This window comes from Paenibacillus vini (genome assembly GCF_018403325.1).
Taxonomy (GTDB): domain Bacteria; phylum Bacillota; class Bacilli; order Paenibacillales; family Paenibacillaceae; genus Fontibacillus; species Fontibacillus vini.
The window spans coordinates 192,392-213,847 of record NZ_BOSL01000009.1 but is presented as its reverse complement, the minus strand read 5'-3'; the positions used below and the strand labels follow the sequence as shown (position 1 = coordinate 213,847).

The 21,456-nt window shown below is 49.9% G+C and carries 18 protein-coding genes; 4 read left to right on the top strand and 14 right to left on the bottom strand.

Annotation, left to right across the window (positions count from 1 at the left end; translation table 11 throughout):
• Window positions 1–5: 5 nt before the first annotated feature.
• Window positions 6–2,201: a Tex family protein gene (locus KJS57_RS15350; RefSeq protein ID WP_280520387.1), complete on the bottom strand. Its 2,196-nt coding sequence runs from the start codon at window positions 2,199–2,201 to the stop codon at window positions 6–8.
• 165 nt (window positions 2,202–2,366) lie between these two features.
• A complete protein-coding gene (locus tag KJS57_RS15345) occupies window positions 2,367–2,738 on the bottom strand; it encodes a DUF4190 domain-containing protein (protein WP_211021690.1) in 372 nt (123 codons plus the stop codon).
• Between the two features lie 233 nt (window positions 2,739–2,971).
• Between KJS57_RS15345 and KJS57_RS15340 the strand changes: the two genes are divergently transcribed.
• From KJS57_RS15340 to KJS57_RS15330, 3 genes are read left to right on the top strand one after another with little or no spacing between them, the layout of a single operon-like run.
• A complete protein-coding gene (locus KJS57_RS15340; protein ID WP_213655462.1) occupies window positions 2,972–4,387 on the top strand; it encodes an efflux RND transporter periplasmic adaptor subunit in 1,416 nt (471 codons plus the stop codon).
• A gap of 56 nt (window positions 4,388–4,443) precedes the next feature.
• The gene (locus KJS57_RS15335) at window positions 4,444–5,088 is read left to right on the top strand and encodes an ABC transporter ATP-binding protein (RefSeq protein WP_213655492.1); all 645 of its coding nucleotides are present in this window, start codon (window positions 4,444–4,446) and stop codon (window positions 5,086–5,088) included.
• A complete protein-coding gene (locus KJS57_RS15330) occupies window positions 5,085–6,257 on the top strand; it encodes an ABC transporter permease (RefSeq protein ID WP_213655461.1) in 1,173 nt (390 codons plus the stop codon). Before KJS57_RS15335 ends, KJS57_RS15330 begins: the two co-directional genes overlap by 4 nt.
• 161 nt (window positions 6,258–6,418) lie before the next feature.
• Here the strand turns inward: KJS57_RS15330 and KJS57_RS15325 are convergent, their stop codons facing one another.
• From KJS57_RS15325 to KJS57_RS15310, 4 genes are all read right to left on the bottom strand, one after another.
• Complete coding sequence (locus KJS57_RS15325; RefSeq protein ID WP_211021686.1) at window positions 6,419–6,769, bottom strand: type II toxin-antitoxin system PemK/MazF family toxin; 351 nt, start codon at window positions 6,767–6,769, stop codon at window positions 6,419–6,421.
• Between the two features lie 3 nt (window positions 6,770–6,772).
• Window positions 6,773–7,054, bottom strand: a complete 282-nt coding sequence (locus KJS57_RS15320; protein WP_018750966.1) for a CopG family ribbon-helix-helix protein — start codon at window positions 7,052–7,054, stop codon at window positions 6,773–6,775.
• Between the two features lie 251 nt (window positions 7,055–7,305).
• Window positions 7,306–8,490, bottom strand: a complete 1,185-nt coding sequence (gene alr, locus KJS57_RS15315) for an alanine racemase (RefSeq protein ID WP_213655460.1) — start codon at window positions 8,488–8,490, stop codon at window positions 7,306–7,308.
• 190 nt (window positions 8,491–8,680) lie between these two features.
• Window positions 8,681–9,799, bottom strand: a complete 1,119-nt coding sequence (locus KJS57_RS15310; protein ID WP_213655459.1) for an outer membrane lipoprotein-sorting protein — start codon at window positions 9,797–9,799, stop codon at window positions 8,681–8,683.
• A 613-nt stretch (window positions 9,800–10,412) separates the two neighbouring features.
• Between KJS57_RS15310 and trpS the strand changes: the two genes are divergently transcribed.
• Window positions 10,413–11,420, top strand: coding sequence for a tryptophan--tRNA ligase (gene trpS, locus KJS57_RS15305; RefSeq protein ID WP_213655458.1), 1,008 nt, complete (start codon window positions 10,413–10,415; stop codon window positions 11,418–11,420).
• 261 nt (window positions 11,421–11,681) lie between these two features.
• Here trpS and KJS57_RS15300 read toward each other — a convergent pair whose 3' ends face one another.
• From KJS57_RS15300 to KJS57_RS15265, 8 genes are all read right to left on the bottom strand, one after another.
• Entirely contained in the window at window positions 11,682–11,945 is a 264-nt protein-coding gene (locus KJS57_RS15300; RefSeq protein WP_213655491.1) for a hypothetical protein, read from the bottom strand.
• A 136-nt stretch (window positions 11,946–12,081) separates the two neighbouring features.
• Window positions 12,082–12,984 (bottom strand): GNAT family N-acetyltransferase, encoded by a 903-nt coding sequence (locus KJS57_RS15295; protein ID WP_213655457.1) that lies wholly within the window; start codon window positions 12,982–12,984, stop codon window positions 12,082–12,084.
• Between the two features lie 7 nt (window positions 12,985–12,991).
• Window positions 12,992–13,753, bottom strand: a complete 762-nt coding sequence (locus KJS57_RS15290; protein ID WP_211021681.1) for a TrmH family RNA methyltransferase — start codon at window positions 13,751–13,753, stop codon at window positions 12,992–12,994.
• 251 nt (window positions 13,754–14,004) lie between these two features.
• Window positions 14,005–14,274 (bottom strand): CD3324 family protein, encoded by a 270-nt coding sequence (locus tag KJS57_RS15285; RefSeq protein WP_211021680.1) that lies wholly within the window; start codon window positions 14,272–14,274, stop codon window positions 14,005–14,007.
• Window positions 14,275–14,543: 269 nt separating this feature from the next.
• Window positions 14,544–15,764, bottom strand: a complete 1,221-nt coding sequence (locus KJS57_RS15280; RefSeq protein WP_213655456.1) for an MDR family MFS transporter — start codon at window positions 15,762–15,764, stop codon at window positions 14,544–14,546.
• A 480-nt stretch (window positions 15,765–16,244) separates the two neighbouring features.
• Window positions 16,245–18,041, bottom strand: a complete 1,797-nt coding sequence (locus tag KJS57_RS15275; RefSeq protein WP_244861576.1) for a sensor histidine kinase — start codon at window positions 18,039–18,041, stop codon at window positions 16,245–16,247.
• A 14-nt stretch (window positions 18,042–18,055) separates the two neighbouring features.
• On the bottom strand, window positions 18,056–19,636 hold the full coding sequence (locus tag KJS57_RS15270; RefSeq protein WP_213655455.1) for a response regulator: 1,581 nt from the start codon (window positions 19,634–19,636) through the stop codon (window positions 18,056–18,058).
• A gap of 129 nt (window positions 19,637–19,765) precedes the next feature.
• Window positions 19,766–21,454 (bottom strand): extracellular solute-binding protein, encoded by a 1,689-nt coding sequence (locus KJS57_RS15265; protein ID WP_213655454.1) that lies wholly within the window; start codon window positions 21,452–21,454, stop codon window positions 19,766–19,768.
• Window positions 21,455–21,456: the final 2 nt, after the last annotated feature.

Below are 21,456 nucleotides of genomic sequence, written 5' to 3'. Positions count from 1 at the left end.
GTTCGTTACTGCTTCCGCATCGTTAATCCGACGCGTCCTTTTTTCAGATCTACATTCAGCACCCAAACGGTAACATTATCTCCAACCGATACGACGTCCATCGGATGTTTGACATAGCCCTCGCTTAGCTGGGAAATATGGACGAGGCCATCGTTCTTGATCCCGATATCCACGAAGGCGCCAAAATCGATCACGTTCCGGACGGTGCCCTGCAGCTCCATCCCCGGCACCAGATCCTCGATCTTCAACACATCGGTGCGGAAAATCGGAAGCGGCAGCTCTTCGCGGGGATCGCGCCCCGGCCGTTGGAGACTGTCCAGAATATCGCGCAGGGTCGGCACGCCGACCTCCAGCCGTTCCGCCAGTGCCTCGGCGTTTAACGCTGCAAGCTTGTCCGCCAGCTCTTTAGAGCCAAGCTGATCCAAGCCTACGCCCAGCTCGGCGAACAACCGGTTTACCACCTCATACGACTCGGGATGAATCGGTGTACGATCCAGCGGATGCTCGCCTTCGGCGATCCGCATAAAACCGATACATTGCTCATAGGTCTTCGCGCCGAGGCGCGGAACCTTCTGCAGCTGTTTCCGGTTGCGGAAGCGTCCATTCTCTTCGCGGAATTTGACGATGTTCTTCGCCGTGGTGGCATTCACGCCGGACACGTACGATAACAGTGAAGGCGAAGCCGTATTGACGTCGACACCGACGTGGTTTACCGCCGATTCCACTACGGTGGTCAGGCTCTCGTCGAGGTGCTTCTGCGAGACGTCGTGCTGGTATTGGCCAACCCCGATCGCCTTCGGCTCGATCTTAACCAGCTCCGCCAGCGGATCCTGCAGCCGGCGGGCAATGGATACCGCGCTTCGCTCGGCGACATCCAGATCGGGGAACTCCTCCGCAGCCAGCTTGGATGCGGAGTACACGCTTGCTCCAGCCTCGTTGACGATCAGGTAGGCCAGTTCCTGAGACTTGCGTTCCGCGATTACTTCCGCCACAAACTGTTCCGTTTCGCGCGATGCCGTACCGTTGCCGATAACGATCAGGGTTATATCGTAGCGATCGATCAGCTCATTAAACTTGGCGGCCGCTTCCCGTTTCTTGTTGTTCGGCGGCGTCGGATATGTTACCGCAACTTCCAATAGTTTGCCCGTATCGTCCACAACGGCGAGCTTGCAGCCGGTCCGGAATGCAGGATCGACGCCCAGCACCCGCTTGCCCCGCACCGGCGGCTGCAGCAGCAGGCTGCGCAGATTTCCGGCAAAGATGGAAATCGCCTGCTGTTCGGCTCTTTCCGTGAGCTCGCCGCGCACTTCCCGCTCGATGGAAGGCGCGATCAACCGTTTGTAGGCGTCCTCCACAACGGCATGCAGCACGCTATCCGCAACGGAACTGCCCTTGATCCATCGGCCGGCAATAAAACGGTGGATCGGCTCTGGCTCCACTTCAAGCGAGACTTTAAGTATCTCTTCCCGCTCCCCGCGGTTCATGGCGAGGATCCGGTGGGACGGCATTTTCTTGGCCGCTTCCCGGTAGTTATAATACATCTCATATACAGACTCGGCCTCAGGTGACTTCGCTTCGGACGTCATCATGCCATGATCCATCGTATACTTGCGGACCCAAGCCCGGGTCGCCGCTTCGTCGGCCATGCCTTCAGCCACGATATCCATAGCGCCCTGCAACGCTTCCTCCGCTGTCTCCACGCCCTTGTCCGGTTGAATGTACTTGGCGGCTTCCGTCAACGGAGCGCCCTGTTTAGGCTGGGAGAGCAGCCAATCGGCCAATGGGGCGAGTCCTTTTTCCTTCGCCACGCTGGCCCGGGTCTTGCGCTTCTGACGGTAAGGGCGATACAAGTCCTCCACTTCCTGAAGCTTGACCGCCTTTCGGATCGCCGCCTCCAGTTCGCCCGTCAATTTGTCCTGCTCCGCGATGATCCGGATTACCTCGGATTTACGCTCCTCCAAATTACGAAGATAATTCGTGCGCTCTTCGATATCGCGAAGCTGGTTCTCGTCCAGTTCTCCGGTCATTTCTTTCCGGTAACGGGCGATAAACGGAATCGTATTGCCTTCATCCAGCAGCGAAATCGTAGTCCGCACCTGTTTCAGGGACAGGCTCAGTTCCTTTGCTACCTGCTGTACAATCCGTTCCCGGTCTCCGCTCTCATTCTTCTCATACGTTGCGTTAGCTTCCGATTGCGACAAAGAAATCCCTCTTTCATTCAAAAATTCCATGATTCCTTTATTATCACAAACTTCCCGCGTCTTTTCCACCGCAGGACGAATGGTAGTTTTCAGGCATCGCGGATTAAAGAAGAAAAACACCGGGCCCGAATTATCTTCCAGGCTGCGGTGCTTTCTGTTTGTGCATTAAAATGTGGAGTAATTCTCCACCCCTGCCGATGCAAACATAATAATTGCCAAAACAAGAATAAATAGAATTATTCCGTAAATCGCCGTCCCGACGATTCCGCAAACTAATCCGGCTATCGATAAGCCTTTGCCCTGCTCCCCGGTGCGCTTCAACTCTTTGAAGGACAGGCTGGCAAACACGATTGCGACAATTCCCAAAAGGAAACCTATGTACGGGACTACGATGGACAAAACGCCCAGTACGAGCGATGTGATCGATTTGCCGTTCGTCTTGGCCGGTGTCGGCGGTCCTGGCGGCGCAGGCTGATAACCCTGCGGATAATTATTGAATGTCGTATATTGATACTGATCTGACGGATTCTGATCCATTAAAAAAGTACCTCCTCCATAAACTATGATTATTGTACTTCATCTCCGGGTCGGGCGCCAACCATTTTTGGCTTTTGGGCTTGCTTTCGTACCGGAAAACGTTCAGCTAACTTTAAGTTACGTTTCAGACAACTTTAAGTTTCGTTTCAGACCCCTTTAATATTGGCCCCTTAGTATATGACCTGATACATACCTTTATCTTTAAAATACCCGTGGGAAGTTGGAGTGAGCGAATGAAAAAAAAGAAATGGTTATGGATCGGAGTCGGAATTGTCGGCGCCATTTTGATTGCCTTGGCGGCTACGATGTTGATCCTGCCGGATAAAAAAACCGGAGAAGCCGCGCCTGTCCAACGGACAACCCAGGTTGTCAAAGGCAATATCCTCGTCAGTGTGTCGGGATCAGGATCGGTAATATCGACGGATAGCCAAAGCGTACGTACCAAGGATGAAGGCAAAGTCAATGAGGTAATGGTCAAAGCCGGAGATATTGTGAAAAAGGGGCAAACCCTGCTTACCTTCGAGGCCGACGACTTATCGGACAGTCTGGAGACAAAGGAAACTTCTCTGGAATCGCAGAAAATGGATTTGATTGACCTTCAGGCCCAGTACAAGCGTCAGGTTTATGATGGCGCCTCCGAGGAAGATTTGAATAACACCCGGAAATCCATCACCAAGCAAGAACTGAATATTAAAAGCACGGAGAATGAAATCGCCTCAATAAAAGAAGATATGATTCCACCCGACTCATTAACATCACCTATGGACGGGACGATTACTTCGGTAAATATCACTGCCGGCGAAAAGGCCAACAATGGAAGCGAATTGTTCGTCATCCAGGATTATCAGAATTTGAGCGTACAAATTCAAGTGGATGAATTGGATATCCCGCAGGTGAAAACCGGGATGAAGTCTTCCGTTCAACTGGATGCGCTGCCGGATCAAACGATCGACGGCGAAGTATCCGAAATTGCGAATGAAGGCACCGCTTCGGGCGGAGTATCCCTATTCGATGTCACGATTAAATTGAAGCAATCGGACGGGATCCGCGTCGGCATGTCGGCTGAAGCATCCATTGTTCTCTCCGACAAGACAGATATTTTGACCCTCCCCGTTGAAGCCGTGCAAAAAAGAGGCGAGTCTTACTTCGTGATTCTTCCGACTACCGACGCCTCCGCGGCCGGCAGCCGGAATGGCGGAAGAATCGTTCCGGAAGGCGATCTGCAGCAGCCAATCGGAACCTCCGGCGAACCACCGGCGAGACCTTCCCAAATATCGGAAGATAACAGGCAGCCCTCAAGCGATTCAGGACAAGACAGGCAAAGAACTAAAACTACCGGCAGAACGAACATGCAAGAGGTTGAAATCGGCGTTCATAACGAAACTTCCATTGAAATCGTCAGCGGTTTAAAAGAAGGCGACGAAGTCGTCATTCCTACAGTGATGGGTTCCTCCTCCTCTAATTCAACCCGGCAGCAGGAGCAAATGGACCAAGCCGGGGGCTTTGGGGGCTTTGGGGGCTTTGGAGGCTTCGGCGGAGGCGGTGTCAATCCGAACGGCGCCATGCCTGGCGGAGGCATGTCCGGTGGAGGCTTCTCGGGCGGTGGCACACCTGGCGGCGGAGCTAGTCGGACAGGAGGTGGCAGATAGTGTCTGATTTACAGCAGCCTCTGATCAACGTCTCCGGGTTGGGACACGGATACAACATGGCCGGAGAACTCATGCCGGTCCTCAAGGACGTTAGCTTTCAGATCCACCAGGGAGAATTTGTGGCGATTATCGGCCCATCCGGCTCCGGCAAATCCACTTTGATGAACATGCTAGGCTGCCTGGACGTAGCCAATGAAGGAATCTACCTTCTTGATGGCCAGGATGTGAAGAAATTGTCGGATAATAAACTGGCCGTAATTCGCAATGAAAAGATCGGGTTCATATTTCAGCAGTTCAATCTCTTGCCCAAGCTAACGGCATTCGAAAATGTAGAGCTTCCCCTCATTTACCGGAATGTCCCGTACAAGGAGCGAAAAAAGGCGATCGAAGAGTCCTTGAGACTGGTCGGTCTGGCGTACCGGATGCATCATAAACCTTCCGAGCTGTCCGGCGGACAACAGCAGCGGGTGGCCATAGCAAGAGCGATTGCGGGAAATCCTCCCCTGCTTCTGGCCGACGAGCCCACCGGCGCACTGGACAGCAAGACTGGCGTAGAGGTTATGGAGAAGATGAAGGAGCTTAACCGTCTCGGTCATACCATTATTATCATCACCCATGATCTCTCCATCGCGGAGCAGGCCAAACGGGTCATCAGCATTCAGGACGGCATGATCGTCGAGGATCGGAGGCTTGCGGTATGAATCTGCTGCAAAGCGTAAAAATGGCCTGGAAAAGCATCATCGGGGCGAAGATTCGTTCCCTGCTCACGATGCTCGGAATTATTATCGGGGTATCCTCGGTTATCACGCTCGTATCGGTAGGCCAGGGGACTACTTCGCAGATTACGGAGCAGCTCGAAGGCTTGGGCACGGACTTATTGACCGTAAACATTACGGGGCGTGGAAATACGACTTCTTTGTCTTATGAAGAAGCAATGCAGCTTGCCGACATTGAGGGGATCAAGGCGGTCTCTCCTGTCGTAAGCGGGTCAGCTACAGCCAAAAAAGATACCGTCAATGATTCCGTATCCATCGAGGGCATTGCTCCGTCATATGAAGAGGTGCAGGACTTTCACGTCCAGTCGGGCCGCTATATCCTGGATCTGGACAATGAATTCAGAATGAAGGTGGCGTTAATCGGGACCGAAACGGCCAGCACATTTCTGGGCACGGCCGATCCCGTTGGGGAAAGTATCCAGTTGAACGGCACCAGCTTCAAAATTGTCGGCCTGCTGGAGTCAAAGGGGTCCAGTCTGACCGGTTCAAACGATAACAAAATCCTGATTCCGATCAGCACGGCCGAACGCTTTCTGCGAAGCCGGGGAGTTCGTTCCATCACCGTACAGGTGGAAGACACGAAACAAATCGAACAAGTCAAGTCATCGCTGGAAGCCGCTCTTGATAAAAAATTCATGAACGCGGACAATGCTTATACTGTGTTTAATTCGCAGGAAATGCTGGACACCTTGAATTCCACCACGCAAATGTTGTCGCTCGCACTCGGGGGCATTGCCGGCATTTCACTGCTTGTAGGCGGCATAGGCATCATGAATATCATGCTGGTCTCCGTCAGCGAAAGAACACGGGAGATCGGAATACGTAAAGCGATCGGAGCAAAGAAGAGGAACATCCTGCTACAATTCATGGTCGAGTCTACCGCTTTAAGCGGGTTTGGCGGTTTAATCGGAGTTGGACTCGGATACGGCGCCAGCGCAATGATCGGCCATTACTCTTCCCTCTCCACCTCGGTTTCCGTCCCGATCGTCCTGATCGCCTTCGGCTTTTCCTTATTCATCGGCATCGTGTTCGGAATGATTCCTGCCAATAAGGCAGCCAAACTCCGGCCGATCTACGCTTTACGCACAGATTGACTCTTAGTACCCGGGTTTGCTCTGAATATCGGCAGTGATTCGCTTCCAGCATTTTGAGGCAAATCACTGTTTTTCTTATCCTTTAAAAAAGAAAAGCGCCCCGAACAACCTGTTCGGAGCGCCCGGCCAACAAGGATCGAAGATCCCGTCTGGCTGTATGCTTAAAAGTCAATTAAACCAAGACTGATCAACAAAGCGTCATTCACTTTTTTCATCGTCTCTTCGTCTAAATGCGTAATCTTATCGGTTAGTCTCTGTTTGTCGATCGTGCGGATTTGTTCCAGCAAAATAACGGAATCACGGTCAAAACCATGCGTAGCCGCCTCAATCTCCACATGAGTCGGCAGCTTCGCTTTCTGGATTTGTGCCGTGATAGCGGCAACGATCGCCGTCGGGCTGAATCGGTTGCCGATATCGTTCTGGATAATAAGCACCGGTCTTACCCCGCCCTGCTCAGAACCGACTACAGGGGAGAGGTCTGCAAAAAAAACGTCGCCGCGCTTTACGATCAATGGTTACACCCCGCTTACTAGGCGGTCCAGAGTGATGTCTGCATCTTCCTCCGCATGGAATGCTTCAGAGGCCATGGATAAATTAATTTTAGCCATTTCCATATAGCCGCGCTGCATCGACTCACGGATGAATCTCTTCTTCCGCTCATTTAAATACAGCTTCATGGCTTGCCTGATCAGCTCGCTGCGATTGGAGTTCTCCATCGCGACGATTCCATCCACTTCCTGCAAAAGATGATCCGGTAAACTAATCATGATTCTTTTGGTGTTATGCATGTTGGCCATCCCTAACTTCCACCCCCAAAACCTTGTCGACCCTGTTCCCCTGACCTTGTGATTCAGTATAGCATTATTCAAGGAAATATATACAAAAGAAATATATGCCGAGAGTATATCAAGTATGCTGCATATCATTATAAACAAAAATGACTATGCCGTACATACCAGAAGATTTCCATGTGTTATTCATTCGCTGCCCGGTCATAAATTCCTTCATACAGGAAAAAAGTTTTGTAGGTTTTTGTCGTCCCTTGCTTTTATGACAACAGGGGATTCACCAGAATATCGGGTTTCCCGGTACTAACGTATAAACGGGGGATCCGATGCGCAAGCATGCAAATCACTTCGTAGTGGATAGTTCCAAGCATGGAGGCCAGTTCGTCTGCGGTAATTTCGCCGCCGGACTGCTGGCCGATGAGTACAACCTCCTCGCCGGCTTGGATTTCTTCGGCTTCCTCAGCCAAAGGTTGAAGCGACACCATACATTGGTCCATGCAAATGGTTCCGACTACAGGAACGCGGCGTCCGCGTATCAATACTTGCGCCTTGCCGCCAAGCAACCGTGAATAACCGTCGGCATAGCCGATCGGAATCGTTCCGATTCTTTCGTCCCGGTCGGTTACGTATTTCGCCCCGTAACTAATGGCGGAGTGCGGTGGCATTGTTTTAACCCTTACCAGCTCCGTTGTCAGCGATAATATCGGTCTTAACTTGATACGATCCCTACGTACTTCATCCGAAGGATAAAGACCGTATAAAGCGATGCCAATTCTCACCATACGGCAAGAAAGCTCCGGTATATCAATAGCTACGGCGCTGTTACCCGTATGTATAATCGGGATATGAATTTCATGTTCCCGCAGCGCGTCCACCACTTCCTGAAAACGCCGGTACTGCTCCAATGTATAGCTTTTGTCTTCTTCGTCCGCCGTGGCATAGTGGGTATACATCCCCTCCACTTCCACATGCGGAATTTGCAGCGCATTGCGAATGAACAAAAACGCCTCTTCTCCGGGAAGTAGGCCAAGACGACCCATTCCTGAGTCAATTTTGATATGGACCTTAAGTTTATGCGGAAATTCCGAAGGATCCAGATCTCTGATCGTCTCCAGCACTTCCCAGCTGAACACGGTCAGCGTGATGTCGTGCTCCCATGCAGTTCTTACGCCATGCGGCGGCGTGTATCCAAGAATCAATACGGGGATCTTAACTCCGGCACGGCGCAGTTCCAGCGCTTCATCCAAAAAAGCTACGCTGAGATAATCCGCTCCATACCGTTCAAGCTCCTTTGCCACAGTCGCTGCGCCGTGCCCATAGGCATTAGCCTTTACACATGCGAGCAGTTTCATGTCAGACGGCAGTCCCTGCCGCAGCTCCGTATAATTGGAATACAACGCGTCCAAATCAATGACTGCCTGGGTTGGTCGATACTTCACTTGCACTTCTAGGTCACCTTCTCTAATGATTGAAAGTCCATGCTCAAATAATACATTTCTCAAACAATACACTAATGGTAATGTCCCGGGGAGCGGCTGTCAAATCCGGGAGCTGAGAAATAAAGAAAGAGGCGAATAGACGGGTTCCGAAGTGCAAATGACTCCGGAATAACCGTAATCCGCCTATTGTCCTAAATTATTTACCCGTTTGGTCCTGCATAGAAGCGGCGACTTTCACCATTTCATTAAGCGGAAGATTATCGCTTGTGATCCGGAACTCCAAACCATCCGTAGTCCAGGTCAGAGTCTGGAGCTCATCTCCTGTTAATAAGCCCCAAGTAAAGCCAAGGTCGATCAATTCGCCGGGAACCAGCGAGGCCGTCCGGTCCGGAGACCTGGATTCCGTAAGCGTAAATTGATATGTACCTCCATAGCGCTGCAGCACTAGGCTCCGGTCGCTGTCATCAACGATTTTATCATCCTGATAAACAACCCCATCAGGCAGATAGGTCGGAATAATTACGCCGAACGGATCGGACAACGCAGGAAGTGCGGCATCTCCTTTATCTACGGCCGAGGCAGTGTCCTCAGCTGCAGGATCATTCTGGCTCGCCTCCGGCGCCTTCTCGACCAGCATGCCGTTCTCATCGACTTCCAGCAGCGTGCCTTTGGCATCCTTGGCCGCGGCATCCAAATTATGCTGCATATCGAAGGAGTTATTCTCAAACTTGGCATCGAAATCGAATTTGTCGAATTTGACCTCTACGACCACTTTTGCTTGTGCGTCAGAGACTTGTACCTGTTTTGGCGCATAATTGTCCTTAGCCAGCCAAATTTTCTGGCGTACGAGCGCATGCGTGTTGTAATTGGCCGCTACTTCAAATACATAGCTGTCTTTGTCGCTCACGAATTGACGGGAGCCGTCGCTCAGAATGCTCCGTACCAGGGTTTGGTAAAGATACACTTGGCCCTGGTTCTCAGGCCAGTCGCTCTGGAAGCGGAAGCTCTTGTTCAAGCTCGGCGTTAAAACATATACACCCTGTTCATTGCGGAGAACGATCTGAGTCACGTCCTTCTCGGCATTGGTAAGCGCAATCCGGTAAAAGGAAGGATTTTGATACCACACCTCTACCTTGTACTCCTGGGGCTTCTCGCCGGTAAACAGCGTCATGGTGCCGGTGCCCTGATAACTTTCCATTTTGGTAACCACTTTGTCCAAATCCTTGACGACGCCAGCGGCATCCTTTTTCCCGCATGCGGCAAGTACGATGCTTAACACAATCAAAATAGTCAGCATCTTTGCGATCCGACGCATGAGATCATCCCCTCTGCAGTTTGATTTCCTAAACTGATACATGTTTATGAGGGAACTTGGCCGATTATGCAGACGAGTTCCGGCTTGGACGAAAGAGGCTGGCAACCGTGTACATTTCATGTTGACCGTGCATCTCAGCGGTTGTAATATTGTATCTATATTTGTGAACAACTGTGATGAAGGGTAAGTAGACAGACATGCAGGGATTCTCAGAGAGCCGGTGGCCGCTGTGAACCGGTATCCCGCGTTTGATCGAATGGCCTTTGGAGTTGCTTGGCCGAACTGTCCGCGGAGGGCATAGTAGGAAAAGCCGGGGTTCCCGCCGTTATCAAGGGACAGGTATCGAGAATATCGAAATTGAATTTTAAGATTCAGATGCATTCTCCGTACCGGTCGAGAAGGCCATTCCCCCCATTATGCGGAGGCGGATGGTTAATTAAGGTGGTACCACGATAACCTCGTCCTTATACGGACGAGGTTTTTTTATTTTTTAAGGAGGTGATGGCCGTGGATGATGGCTGGTGGTGGCACGTTTTGCTATGTTGTGCAGTTCTAGATTACACAGACCTGTTCTCATCGGGGAACCAGGTCCCCAATTTAAGGAGGAAATCAAATGAACCCCAAAAACAAAGAACGGATGCTTACGGGCGACCGCGTAACCGGAAAACTTCATCTCGGCCATTACGTCGGCAGTCTCCAAAATCGCGTAATGCTGCAAGACAAGTATGACTCCTATATTCTGCTCGCCGATGTTCAGGCGCTGACAACCCATTTTGACAAACCGGACTCCATCCGGGAGCATTTGCGCGAGGTGACCCTCGACTATTTGGCGGTTGGAATCGATCCTAACCGGGCTACGATCTTCGTTCAATCCATGGTTCCGGAAATCGCCGAGCTCACCGTTTTCTTCTCCATGTTCGTCACGGTAAATGCATTGCGCCACAATCCTACGATCAAATCCGAATCGAAGGGCAGCAGCCTTGACGAGCTGTACTACGGATTCCTGGGCTATCCCGTAAGCCAGGCGGCAGATATTACTTTCTGCAAAGCTTCTATTGTACCAGTAGGCGACGATCAGCTTCCTCATCTGGAGCTTGCCCGGAAGGTCGTACGCCGGTTCAATGAGCTGTACCGGCCCGTATTTCCTGAGCCGCAAGCGCTGATCAGCGAAACGCCGCGGCTGGTCGGTACCGACGGCAACGCGAAGATGAGTAAAAGCCTCGGCAACGCCATAGAGCTGGACATTTCTCCGGAACAATTGGCCCACAAAATCCGCCGGGCGGTTACCGACCCGGCCCGCGTCCGAAAACATGACCCCGGTCATCCGGAGGTATGTCCGATTTATGCATACCACAAAGTATTCGAGCCTTCCGGCGCCGCGGAAATTCACGAAGCCTGTGAACGCGGCTCGATCGGTTGCAGCGAATGCAAACACCGGCTCGAATCCTCGCTCAACACGCTGCTGGAGCCGATGCGCGAACGCCGTTCCCAATATGCGGTCAACCCCCGGACCATCGACGAGATCCTCATAGAGGGGACGAGACGGGCCCGGGAGGTTGCCCGCGAGACGGTGTCCGAGGTGCGTGAAGCGATGGGACTGGACTATTTTCGGACCATGTGAAGACCATCTGAAGAAGATTAACTGGATTTTATACAGCTAATTTTTCATATTACGGCTCATGGTAGATAATAACTGTATAACCTACAGTTATTTCTTCCATTTCAGGCCGACACTTGAATAAATCTATTATTTAACTGCAGGTTTTCCAGTTAATACGCAATAAAGAGCTTCAAGTCCCTAATTAACTGTAGGTAATACAGTTATTCGTAATCAAAAAAAAACGGTTGGGCATGATCTTCATTGCCCCAACCGTTTTTCTGCTTACCATCTTCTTTTTCTTCTTCTCCGTCTCGGTCTCGTTTCCAGCAGCACAATCGCCAGCAAATCGAACAATACCAGAGGTAAAATAAACGGAGCAAAGGTCGCATGTGCCTTGCTGTCCTTGCTATGAACCGCGTCGGTCTTGAGATACACCTTGCCGTTTCCTACTTTCACGATTTTACCGTAGAAGATTGCACCGGTTTTGGTCTTGATCCGAACCTTCTTCCCCAGATACTTCCGGGCCAGATTCCCCCGTGCTTTCATCGTCAAAATCCCCCACCTCCTCTAGGTCATGACACAGTATACGTGTCAAACCCAGCGAAAGATTGGGCAGATGCCTCGACTCATCGGGACGTCACACTATTTTTGTTCCGGAAAGTTGCTTATGGAATCCAATCCTCTAAAAGTGCCTAACCCAGCGGTGTAACAGGTGTTCCTTTTGCATCCCTATACTACGGTAAAATGGTTGGTCGGATCCCACGTAAACCTCGCGGACGCCAAGGCGTCTTAAACGATTCAAGCCTTCGTAGATGACAGCTTTCCCTAGACCTTTGCGTCTGTAATCTTTGTGGGTCCCCACCGGTTCCAAAATCGCTATATGATTAATTTCATCGTGCCAGAGACCACAGAACGAAACGACTTCGCCTGAAGGATTCATAACGAACAAATCCAGTTCGGCCCTGTAATCAGGAGCATTCCGGATATTTCCATAATGAATCATCGTATCTACCGCTTCATCCGTTCCCTCATAGTCAAAGGCTCGAATGTGCCCCAACGCTTTTTTTTGATCGTTCACTTCATTGCCGTCTTTTATGACAAACCCTGGAGCCAAGATTACATCATAGTGACGGTCGAGCTCCATCGACAACATGATATCTGCCTGCGGCTCCCGTACATACCCTCTGCTTGCCGCAATATGCTCCATCCCCTTCATCCCCGCCGTGATTGCCAGTGCATTTCGCGTAATACGCCGCCCCGGTTCACTAAATAAAAGATGATTTGCCGCATATTCAAACATCTCATGCATCAGCGCGGCGCCGGGTTCCCAGGTATCCAGCAAAAAATAAGCATCCCCGTCATCGCAAGCGACCGCTGCGATCTCCCCGTTCTCACGCTCCCATATTCCGATTCTGCTCAGCCATTGTTCCAAGGTTCCATTCTTCTTCTCCTGACAGTAAGGAACGAATTCCCACCTGTCTATCCCCCAACTATTCGGTTGTCCCAGCAAGCTGTGCGTTCTGATTATAAAATTCCGCACCTTCATCATATCGTCGGGTTCATATTCCCTTAATCTTGGTTTCATATCTCTGTCACCCTTTACTGCATTTTGTACTTATCTCATAAATGAGGATCGAGGCCGCGATCCCGACATTCAAGGAATCGCATATTCCATGCATTGGGATCGAAACTTTACGGATTCCCGCTCGGGTCCTGTTCCATGCTTCGGAAAGTCCATACCGCTCACTGCCAGCAACGAGGGCTTTATTACAGCGACGATAGATCACTGTTGTATAGCTGTCCTCCGCTGATGAATCCGCCAAATAGATTTCGTAACCCCGGGACACCAACCATTCAACACAGTGCTCTGCGGCTGCAAAACAAACCAACGGGACCACAAATGCCGCCCCCATGCTAGCTTTGATCAGTTTCGGGTGGGTCAGTCTTACTTTGGAGTTGCAGATCAATACGGCATCTACCCCTGCGCCGTCGCAGCTTCGCAGAATGGTTCCGATATTCCCTGGCGATTCCAGTCCGTCCAGTACCATAACCATCGCATTATCGGGCAAAATTAGCTCCTGTGCCGTAATTATTGGCATTTCGGAAATCGAGAGGAAGCCATCAGGTTTATCCCGGTCACCCAACTTTTCCAGCACCTTTTTAGAAATCAGGTATACTTCACCGGCTGCGTGGATCATTTTCTCGGCCAACTGTACCGCCTCTAGGCTATAGGCGCAATCCGGACAGAAAAAGAACGAGTGGATTGTCAGCCCCGCCGACAGCAGTTTTTGCTGCGACCACATCCCTTCGGCAGCAAAACGCAACCCGGGCTGTCCATTAGTCCCATGATTCAATAAACGCCTTAGCTCCGCTATTTTCTCATGATGTATACCGACCGCTTTGATTTTATGGAGATACTTATCGAGTAATAATGTTATTTCCGGAGAAATCATATCCATCTTTCCTTTTGTGTATCAGGTATATAAATAACCATAAATGATCAAATACGCGGCTGATAGATCAAGTTCTGTTTCTATTTGTTTATGACACAAAAGACGGAGAGACAAAGAAGCCCGCCGCCAGGAAACGGCGAACGGGCTAAGATTTATCTTTTTTTCGAATAGACGATGCGCTTAATGCTGTCATACGAGAGACAGAAAGTTTCGGCGAGATCATCTATGGAGTGACCTTCCCGGAATTTATTGCAGATTTCCTGATTTCGATGACTCAGAAAATCCCGGCTTCCGGAGTTTTCGCCCCACTTTTTGCGTACTCCTTCACACTTTGGAATGTATAGGGTAGCTCCCTGAACATATTTCTGAAGTTCTCTCAATAGATCTTCCGGCAATATGACTTCCGCTTTCATATATTTCATTTTAGCCCGCTCCTTAATTCAATTGAATTTAAGGTAGCAAAGCCTGCGGTAATCCACTTCGGATATTGTCGTTCCGTTAGAAGGCGATATTCCTTAACGCTCCATGCAAGTTATCGCCCCAGTCGATTCTGCAGACTTTGCATGGAGCTCAGCGAGTACGAAATCGATAACCCAAACCATTTTCAGGATCCTCCTTTCCATCTGAATCTCTACAATAGTATCTCCCATATTCCAAAAAAAGGATATAACATCGTTCACAATTTTTCCGGTTACTCTACACGAGCCTGTTCCTCAGGCAAATGCCGCCGCGCCAACAGCAAGAATGGCAGACCGAACGCCGTCGTCAACGCGATGATCCCGAAAATGAGCAGGGGCCGGTTCACTCCGAGCGCATCAAGTAGAAAGCCTCCCAGCAAAGGGGCCATGACATTCCCCAAGTTGTTGAATCCGAACATGCCGAAATAGGTCCCGCGCAGTTCGTTCGGAGCGATCCGGTCCACGAGCACATCCGTCATGGTGAACATCAGCACCTCACCGATCGTGAAGAGAACAACACCAAGCACCATCGTCCATATATACGGAAAAAGTCCGAATATAAGCAGACTGCAGGCTACGCACAGATTACCCGCAATTAGCGGAACGATGGGAGAAAAGCGGCTGGAGAACCGGACCAGCGGGAATTGAACCGCCAACACCACAATCGCATTCAGCGACAGCATGTAACCGAACCATTTTGCCCCGTCCGTAAAGCTTGGACTTAACTCCAGATATTGGGCCAGCGTCGAACCGAAATGTCCGTACCCCAGCACGCAGAAGATCATTCCGATCAGAACGTATACAAACGTCCGGTCCCTTCCGGTGACCCGCAGCGCTCCCTTAAGCGAAAGCCTGTCCGCGCTTTGCCCTGTCGCTCCGCCCATCCCTTTATGCAAAAGAAACTGGAAGACTAAGACTATCCCGTAGCAAAAATAAACAAGACCCGCAATATAAAACGCAAATCCCGAATTGGAATTGCCCATTTGCAATCCAAGAATCGGACCGACCACGACCCCCAGATTAATGGCCGCATAGCGGAGGTTGAATACGAGAAGTTTGCTCTCCTGCGGAGTGATATCCGCCAGCAGCGCGCGGGACGTCGGTTCGAACATCGCCCGGCAAAGTCCGTTCAGCGCGTTAATAACGAAGAACATCCAAATTTGATTCGCCAGGGCGAAGCCGACAAACACGACCGCCCAACCGAAAATCGAAATAAAGAGCACCTTCTTGCGTCCGATAACATCGGATATGTACCCGCCATAAAAGCTTGCAAACACGCCGATCAGCGAGCTTACGGCAACCACGGTACCAGCCTGCGTCGGCGAAGAGCCCAGCCGGTTGATCAGGTAGATCGAGAGAAAGGGAATACTCATGGAAGTGGCCATCCGGCCGAAGATCGTCCCGATGATAATGGTCCATGATAACGGATGAATCTGTCTCAAGTATGAGTTCATAAAATTTGCCTTTCCTGATCCGGATATAAAAACTATTGGATTATTAAAACCGAGATGCCGAAATCTGTCAAGAAAATTGCAGGAACAGAAAAAAAGTCCAAAACCCGTCGCTGTTTTACTAACAGACGATGAGTTTGGACTAGGGGGGGACAATTTAAATGGCCACTAGACTTGTCTTGGCGCAGACATCCGATTCGGTCCCGAATTGTGCCGGTCCCGGCTCGATTTCATTTTCTCAAGTAAAATATCATGGAAGCTGAGAGACGTATTTTGACTTTCATTTCTTTTTTCCCTATTAGCCGCAGATGACTTGGGATACTGGGAGTGATAAGGCACGGGGCTATGTACGCTGAGATTCATGTCATAGACTCCTTTACAAAAGGGTATCCGGCACGATGTACCTTTGATCTCTTACCCTCATTGCCCTTCCCGCAAACACCTTCGCACCAAAACAGGGATTAAGTTCCATATTGCATTGATTTAACAGGGGCCTTGCTTCCCTTTTGTCCCGTGATTAGGACATTCGGCCCGCTCGGCGGGAATGACGATCTGCACCGTTGTGCCGATGCCCGGCCTGCTTCCGATCGTAACTCCGTACTTCGCTCCGAAATGGAGCTGGATGCGGCTGTTGACGTTCCGGATGCCGAACCCGGTGTTCAATCCCTCCACCGGATCAAAAATTTGCCGGATTAAATCCTCGGACATACCGATACCGTCATCGATAATTTTAAATACAATGTTGTCGTCTTCCATTTTGCCGGAGACGCGGATATGAATCGGGCTTCCGAACCAGCCGTGCTCCAGGGCATTCTCAATAAATGGCTGTAGAATCAGCTTCACGGTCACGTATTTAATAATCTCCGGATCAATATCGTAGAACACCGACACCGAGTCGCCGAATTTGGTCGTCTGGATATTCATGTAGGCCTGAACCTGCTCCAATTCGCTGCGGATCGGAATTACCGTCCGTCCTTCATTCAAGGAAAGCCGGTAAAACTTCGCCAAGTCCAGCACCATCCGCTGCAGCTTATCCACCTCCCCAAACTGTGCCAGGCGGCTGATCGAGGATAGCGTATTATATAGAAAATGGGGGTTGATCTGGGCTTGAAGCGATTCCAGCTCGGCTTCCTTTTTCTCGATTTGGGTCACGTACACCTGCTCGATCAAATTATCGATATTGCGGCCCATTTCATTTAAAGCCGAAGCAATCTGCGAGAACTCATCTTTCCCCCGGTAGCCCATCCGTTTCCTCAGGTCCCCTTCCCGGAATGCGTTCAGTACGAAGACAATTTTATTCATCCGAACCGAGAAGTATCTCGAAATGAATACCCCCGCAAAGGTAAAGACTACCAAACACAAAAAACAAATCAAGATGATGAACATACGTACTTTAGCCGAATCCTGCTCCATAACCGTCAGGGGGACATAGGCCTCGAGCTGCCACGTCTGCTCTCCGACCGATTCCCGAATGGTCAAAAACTCCGCATTCTGACTCAGCTTGCCGCTGGTTTCTTTAGGAACGGTTCCGGACTGGTATAGAACCCTGCCTAGTTCATCCTTGATCAGCAGTGCGCTGCCGACTCCAATTTTCTGATAATCCACCGCCTGAAACAGTTCCTCCGTCCTGGCGCTGATCCGCATAAACCCGATCTCTTTCAATTCGAGCGGTTTCTCATAATCCACTAACCGCCGCAAAAAGGAGATGCGTTTGAATTCCCTATCCTTTTCCACCCGCTGCCACAGCTTCGTCTTTCCGAATTGTTCCGGAGGAAAATCCATATGCCACGCCTTGTCCTGAATCCGGGACAAATGGTATATATTATAGCTTCCTTCGAAATCCTCCGGCCGTTCGTTATCGATAGAGCCGTAATAAATCTCGGGAAACGTGTCGTTCTCCAAAAACAAAAACATCGCGATGTTCAGTCCGGTGGAATTCAGGGCGATGGAAAACTTAGGCATAATAATTTTAGTGGTCCGCTCGAAGCTATCCCACCCTTTTCCATAAACTCTAAGCTGCGTGATCAACGAGTAGTCGCCATACAGCATCGTGGATATCCGGTCCACTTCCCCCATTTTGTACTCGATATTATCTTTCATTTGCACCAGCGTCCCCTGGATATTGTTCTTCGTTTGTTGACGGATAGAATCCTGGTACATCGAATGGGAAAAGTAACCGATCGCGATGACCGGCAGAATAATAAACACCATATACGTAATCATCAGTTTATAACCGAACGGGATATATTTATGCTTTTGCTTCTCCCCTAAAGTAGGCATATTCATTTCCTCCGTCACTGGTCTCCCTTACGGAATTCCATCGGGGTTATCCCGTATGTTTCCTTGAACTGCCGGCTAAAGTAAGGAATATAACGATAACCGACCTGGTCGGCAACTTCATAGATTTTCAGCGTAGGATTTTTGAGCAATTCACGGGCCTGCTCCATTCGCATGCCGATCAACATTTCGCTGAAGTTCTTGCCCATTTCTTCTTTAAATAAATGTCCCAGATAATTCGGAGAAAATGAGAACTGCTCCGCGATGTCCTTCAGTGTGATGTTCTCGTTCATACGTTCCTTCATCGTCTTCAAAATTTCCCGAATGAGCCGGCTGTTCTTGGTAGCTCTCTTCTTTCGAATCTTCTCCGATATTTCAAATACTTTACGAACCAGCCAGGAGCGGATATCACCCATCATTTCAAATTTAAGTATAACGTCCAGGCTGTGTAGCTCCATTCCCAGCATCTCGAACAAATCCTCGTCCAGCTCCTGCAAGTAATGATCAAGCTTGAACACGATATACATCGCCAGGTTATACACCGTGAATTTCGACCTCAACGTGGAGACCGATTTAAACAAATTATCAATTTCGTCATGAACCCGGACCAGGTCATAATTCGACATCGCTTTAAACAAGGCGTCCAACCGGATATCCAGCGTCTTGGCGTCGTTTAACTCAGGCGCTCTTCGAACATCCTCATAATTGATGACTTGACCGCGGCCGAAAAACATTTTGCCGTCCAGCGCTTCCAGCGCCTGCTTATAGGATTGCGTTAGCTCGGAGATATGCTGTACTTCTTCTCCCAATCCAACCGTTATGGACATGGAGATCGTTGAATCGATCGATCCGCGAATCTCTTCCAAGCTTCGGCGCAAGCCCTTGCCGTGGAGAACGATAGCCATCCGGTTTCGGGTCAATTTGCAAGTGTAGAGCTCGTTGCTGTAAATAATCTCGTAAAGTTGCTTGAGATGATTTTCAAGCTTATCCTGGACATCATCTTCCACTTCTTTAGATTTCAGCCAATGCAAATCGTCTATTTCAAGCACCGCGGCGCGAAGCGGTCCCTCCAAATGATCAAGGCCGTAGGAAGCAGCAAGCTTCATCAAGCTATCGGAATGGTCCCAGATCAGTTCTCCTTCCAGCAATCTCACGAGCAGATCATTTTGCGCCATCGGCTTCATATGCCGATAGTTCTCCTCATTTTCCCGCTGTTGTTCCTCCAGCTTCAACTCCTCGGTAATCCCGAGAAGGGAAGATATCAATTCCTCATCATCCATCGGCTTAAGCACATAACTGCATGCCTTTAACGATAGCGCCTCCTTCACGTAGTGAAAGTCTTGATAACCACTTACAAAAATGATTCTGACATTCGGTTTCTTTTCGATGGCGATCTTGGCCAATTCCAGTCCTGACATATTCGGCATATTGACATCCGTAACGAGAATGTCGATCGGATGGCGGTCCATGACTTCACATGCCATAAATCCGTTGTTTACGGCATCGACCACTTCCAATCCCAGCTCTGTCCACGGAATAAAACGCTTCATTCCTTCCAAATCAAGCAATTCGTCATCGGCCAACAACACTTTATACATGATGAGAATCCTCCTAGGATAGGCTCTTTAATCCAGTATACCGTTCCAATATGTTCCTTGAACAGGCACATATTCATCCGGCAGTGATAGAAAAAAGGGCCCGAACGAACCAGGCCCTTTCATAAAAAATTAATTACCGTTAATCATTGCTTTGTTCTCGCCCCACTTCTTAGCGAAGTGGTCCAATGTTGCTTGGAATCCGGCAGCCATCGTATCATCATAAGCCTTGTCTAACAGAGCCAACACTTCTGCGTCGCTCTTCGTGAACAGCGTTTGAGCTCTCACTTGATCCCAAATGTCCTTAGCGCGTTGGAACGCAATGCCTGCTTCGCTGTCCGGGCTTGGCGGCATATTAACGAACTCCGTAGCGTCCCCTTGCGTTTTCCAGGTAATTTGATACTGCCAGTAAGTCGCCCAGTTACGCTCGTTTTCAGCCAATGTTGACTCGTATTTACCTTTTGTATCATCGGCAAATACGGTGTTGCCGACCCACATCAACGGATCCATGAACTTCTGATACTCAGCCAGTTTGTCTTTCTCCGTACCGTATTTCTCCGTAAATTTCGGTGTGTAGCCATCCGCTTCAAGTCCTTGCCAGTACTCGCCTTCCACGCCCCAGAATTGCAGCGTCGTTCCTTCCGGACCGGTCCACCAATCCAGGAATGCAAAGACGGCTTCCGGATCTTTAGCGCTTGTAGTAATTACTGCCGCATTCCAACCCAATTTGTTGTAGGTACCCGGATAGATTTTGTTCTTATCCAGCCCTTCTTTGTGAATCGGCCATATCATGAAGTAGCCAAGATCAGGATTGGACGGATCTTTTTTTCTAAGCTCGGTATCCGCAGCCATCGCGTAAACCGTCGGGTTCGCTGTCGCATATACCGCTACCCGGCCATTCATCAACTTCTCATCGACCTGGTCACGAGTTTGTGTAAATGCATCCTGCGTCATCAAGCCTTCCCGGAACAATTTTGCAGCATATACAACGGACTCACGGTAAGGTTCATCCTTATAGATTGATTTCATCTTGTCGTCACCGTCAGGTACGGCAAAGAATCTGCCGAAGCCCATGTTATCTTCCTTAAACGCGGAGTAAATTTGGTCCAGACCATGTCCTTCAGTGGCAAGGTCCGTTTCAAACGGAATTACGTTCGGATACTTTTCCTTAACCTGTTTCAAATAGGCGTATAAGTCATCCGTAGTTTCAAGCTTAGGCGAACCAAGCGCCGTATAGTACTCCTTGTTTACAACCCAGCCGGCGTTCCCGTTCGGCCGGTTCGTATACCAGTTCGGGAACTGATACAGCTTACCGTCAGGTGAACGAAGCATGTTCAGAGCTTTCGGGTCGAGCCATTTTTTCAAATTCGGGTATTTATCGATATAATCATCAAGCGGAACAAGCAATCCTGCTTCACGCAGCCGTTCTACGTCAGTTCCCCGTTCGCCCCATACGATGTCAGGCAATTCGCCGGATGCAATCATCGTATTCAGCTTCTGAGCTGCGTTGCCGCCGTTTGGTACTTCCGTCACCGTAATTTTCTTGTTCTCTTGAACCCATTTCGTGGTTGGATCATCGCCCCACTTAGGCATCGTATACCAGTCATAATTTCCGAACAATGTAATGTTGAGCGGCTCTTTCCCAAGTTCGTAGAGTTTCGGCCCCTCTGAGTTCGCCTCTGTCGTTGGCGTCTCCGCAGTGTTGCCGTTCTGTTCAGCCGGTTTAGCGCTATTGCTGTTTTTGCCGGAGCAACCGGCAACCAGTGCAATAATCGTCAGGACCGATAAAACGGTAACCAGCCAATTTCTCCTCTTCATCATAG

What these genes read in the sequence shown, in the direction of transcription:
- KJS57_RS15275 (WP_244861576.1), bottom strand. Translation starts at nt 18,041, where the DNA reads ATGCCTACTTTAGGGGAGAAGCAAAAGCATAAATATATCCCGTTCGGT.
- KJS57_RS15300 (WP_213655491.1), bottom strand. Translation starts at nt 11,945, where the DNA reads ATGAAAGCACGGGGGAATCTGGCCCGGAAGTATCTGGGGAAGAAGGTT.
- KJS57_RS15265 (WP_213655454.1), bottom strand. Translation starts at nt 21,454, where the DNA reads ATGATGAAGAGGAGAAATTGGCTGGTTACCGTTTTATCGGTCCTGACG.
- trpS (WP_213655458.1), top strand. Translation starts at nt 10,413, where the DNA reads ATGAACCCCAAAAACAAAGAACGGATGCTTACGGGCGACCGCGTAACC.
- KJS57_RS15280 (WP_213655456.1), bottom strand. Translation starts at nt 15,764, where the DNA reads ATGAACTCATACTTGAGACAGATTCATCCGTTATCATGGACCATTATC.
- KJS57_RS15270 (WP_213655455.1), bottom strand. Translation starts at nt 19,636, where the DNA reads ATGTATAAAGTGTTGTTGGCCGATGACGAATTGCTTGATTTGGAAGGA.
- KJS57_RS15330 (WP_213655461.1), top strand. Translation starts at nt 5,085, where the DNA reads ATGAATCTGCTGCAAAGCGTAAAAATGGCCTGGAAAAGCATCATCGGG.
- KJS57_RS15345 (WP_211021690.1), bottom strand. Translation starts at nt 2,738, where the DNA reads ATGGATCAGAATCCGTCAGATCAGTATCAATATACGACATTCAATAAT.
- KJS57_RS15320 (WP_018750966.1), bottom strand. Translation starts at nt 7,054, where the DNA reads ATGGCCAACATGCATAACACCAAAAGAATCATGATTAGTTTACCGGAT.
- KJS57_RS15335 (WP_213655492.1), top strand. Translation starts at nt 4,444, where the DNA reads ATGGCCGGAGAACTCATGCCGGTCCTCAAGGACGTTAGCTTTCAGATC.
- KJS57_RS15295 (WP_213655457.1), bottom strand. Translation starts at nt 12,984, where the DNA reads ATGAAACCAAGATTAAGGGAATATGAACCCGACGATATGATGAAGGTG.
- KJS57_RS15310 (WP_213655459.1), bottom strand. Translation starts at nt 9,799, where the DNA reads ATGCGTCGGATCGCAAAGATGCTGACTATTTTGATTGTGTTAAGCATC.
- KJS57_RS15285 (WP_211021680.1), bottom strand. Translation starts at nt 14,274, where the DNA reads ATGAAATATATGAAAGCGGAAGTCATATTGCCGGAAGATCTATTGAGA.
- KJS57_RS15340 (WP_213655462.1), top strand. Translation starts at nt 2,972, where the DNA reads ATGAAAAAAAAGAAATGGTTATGGATCGGAGTCGGAATTGTCGGCGCC.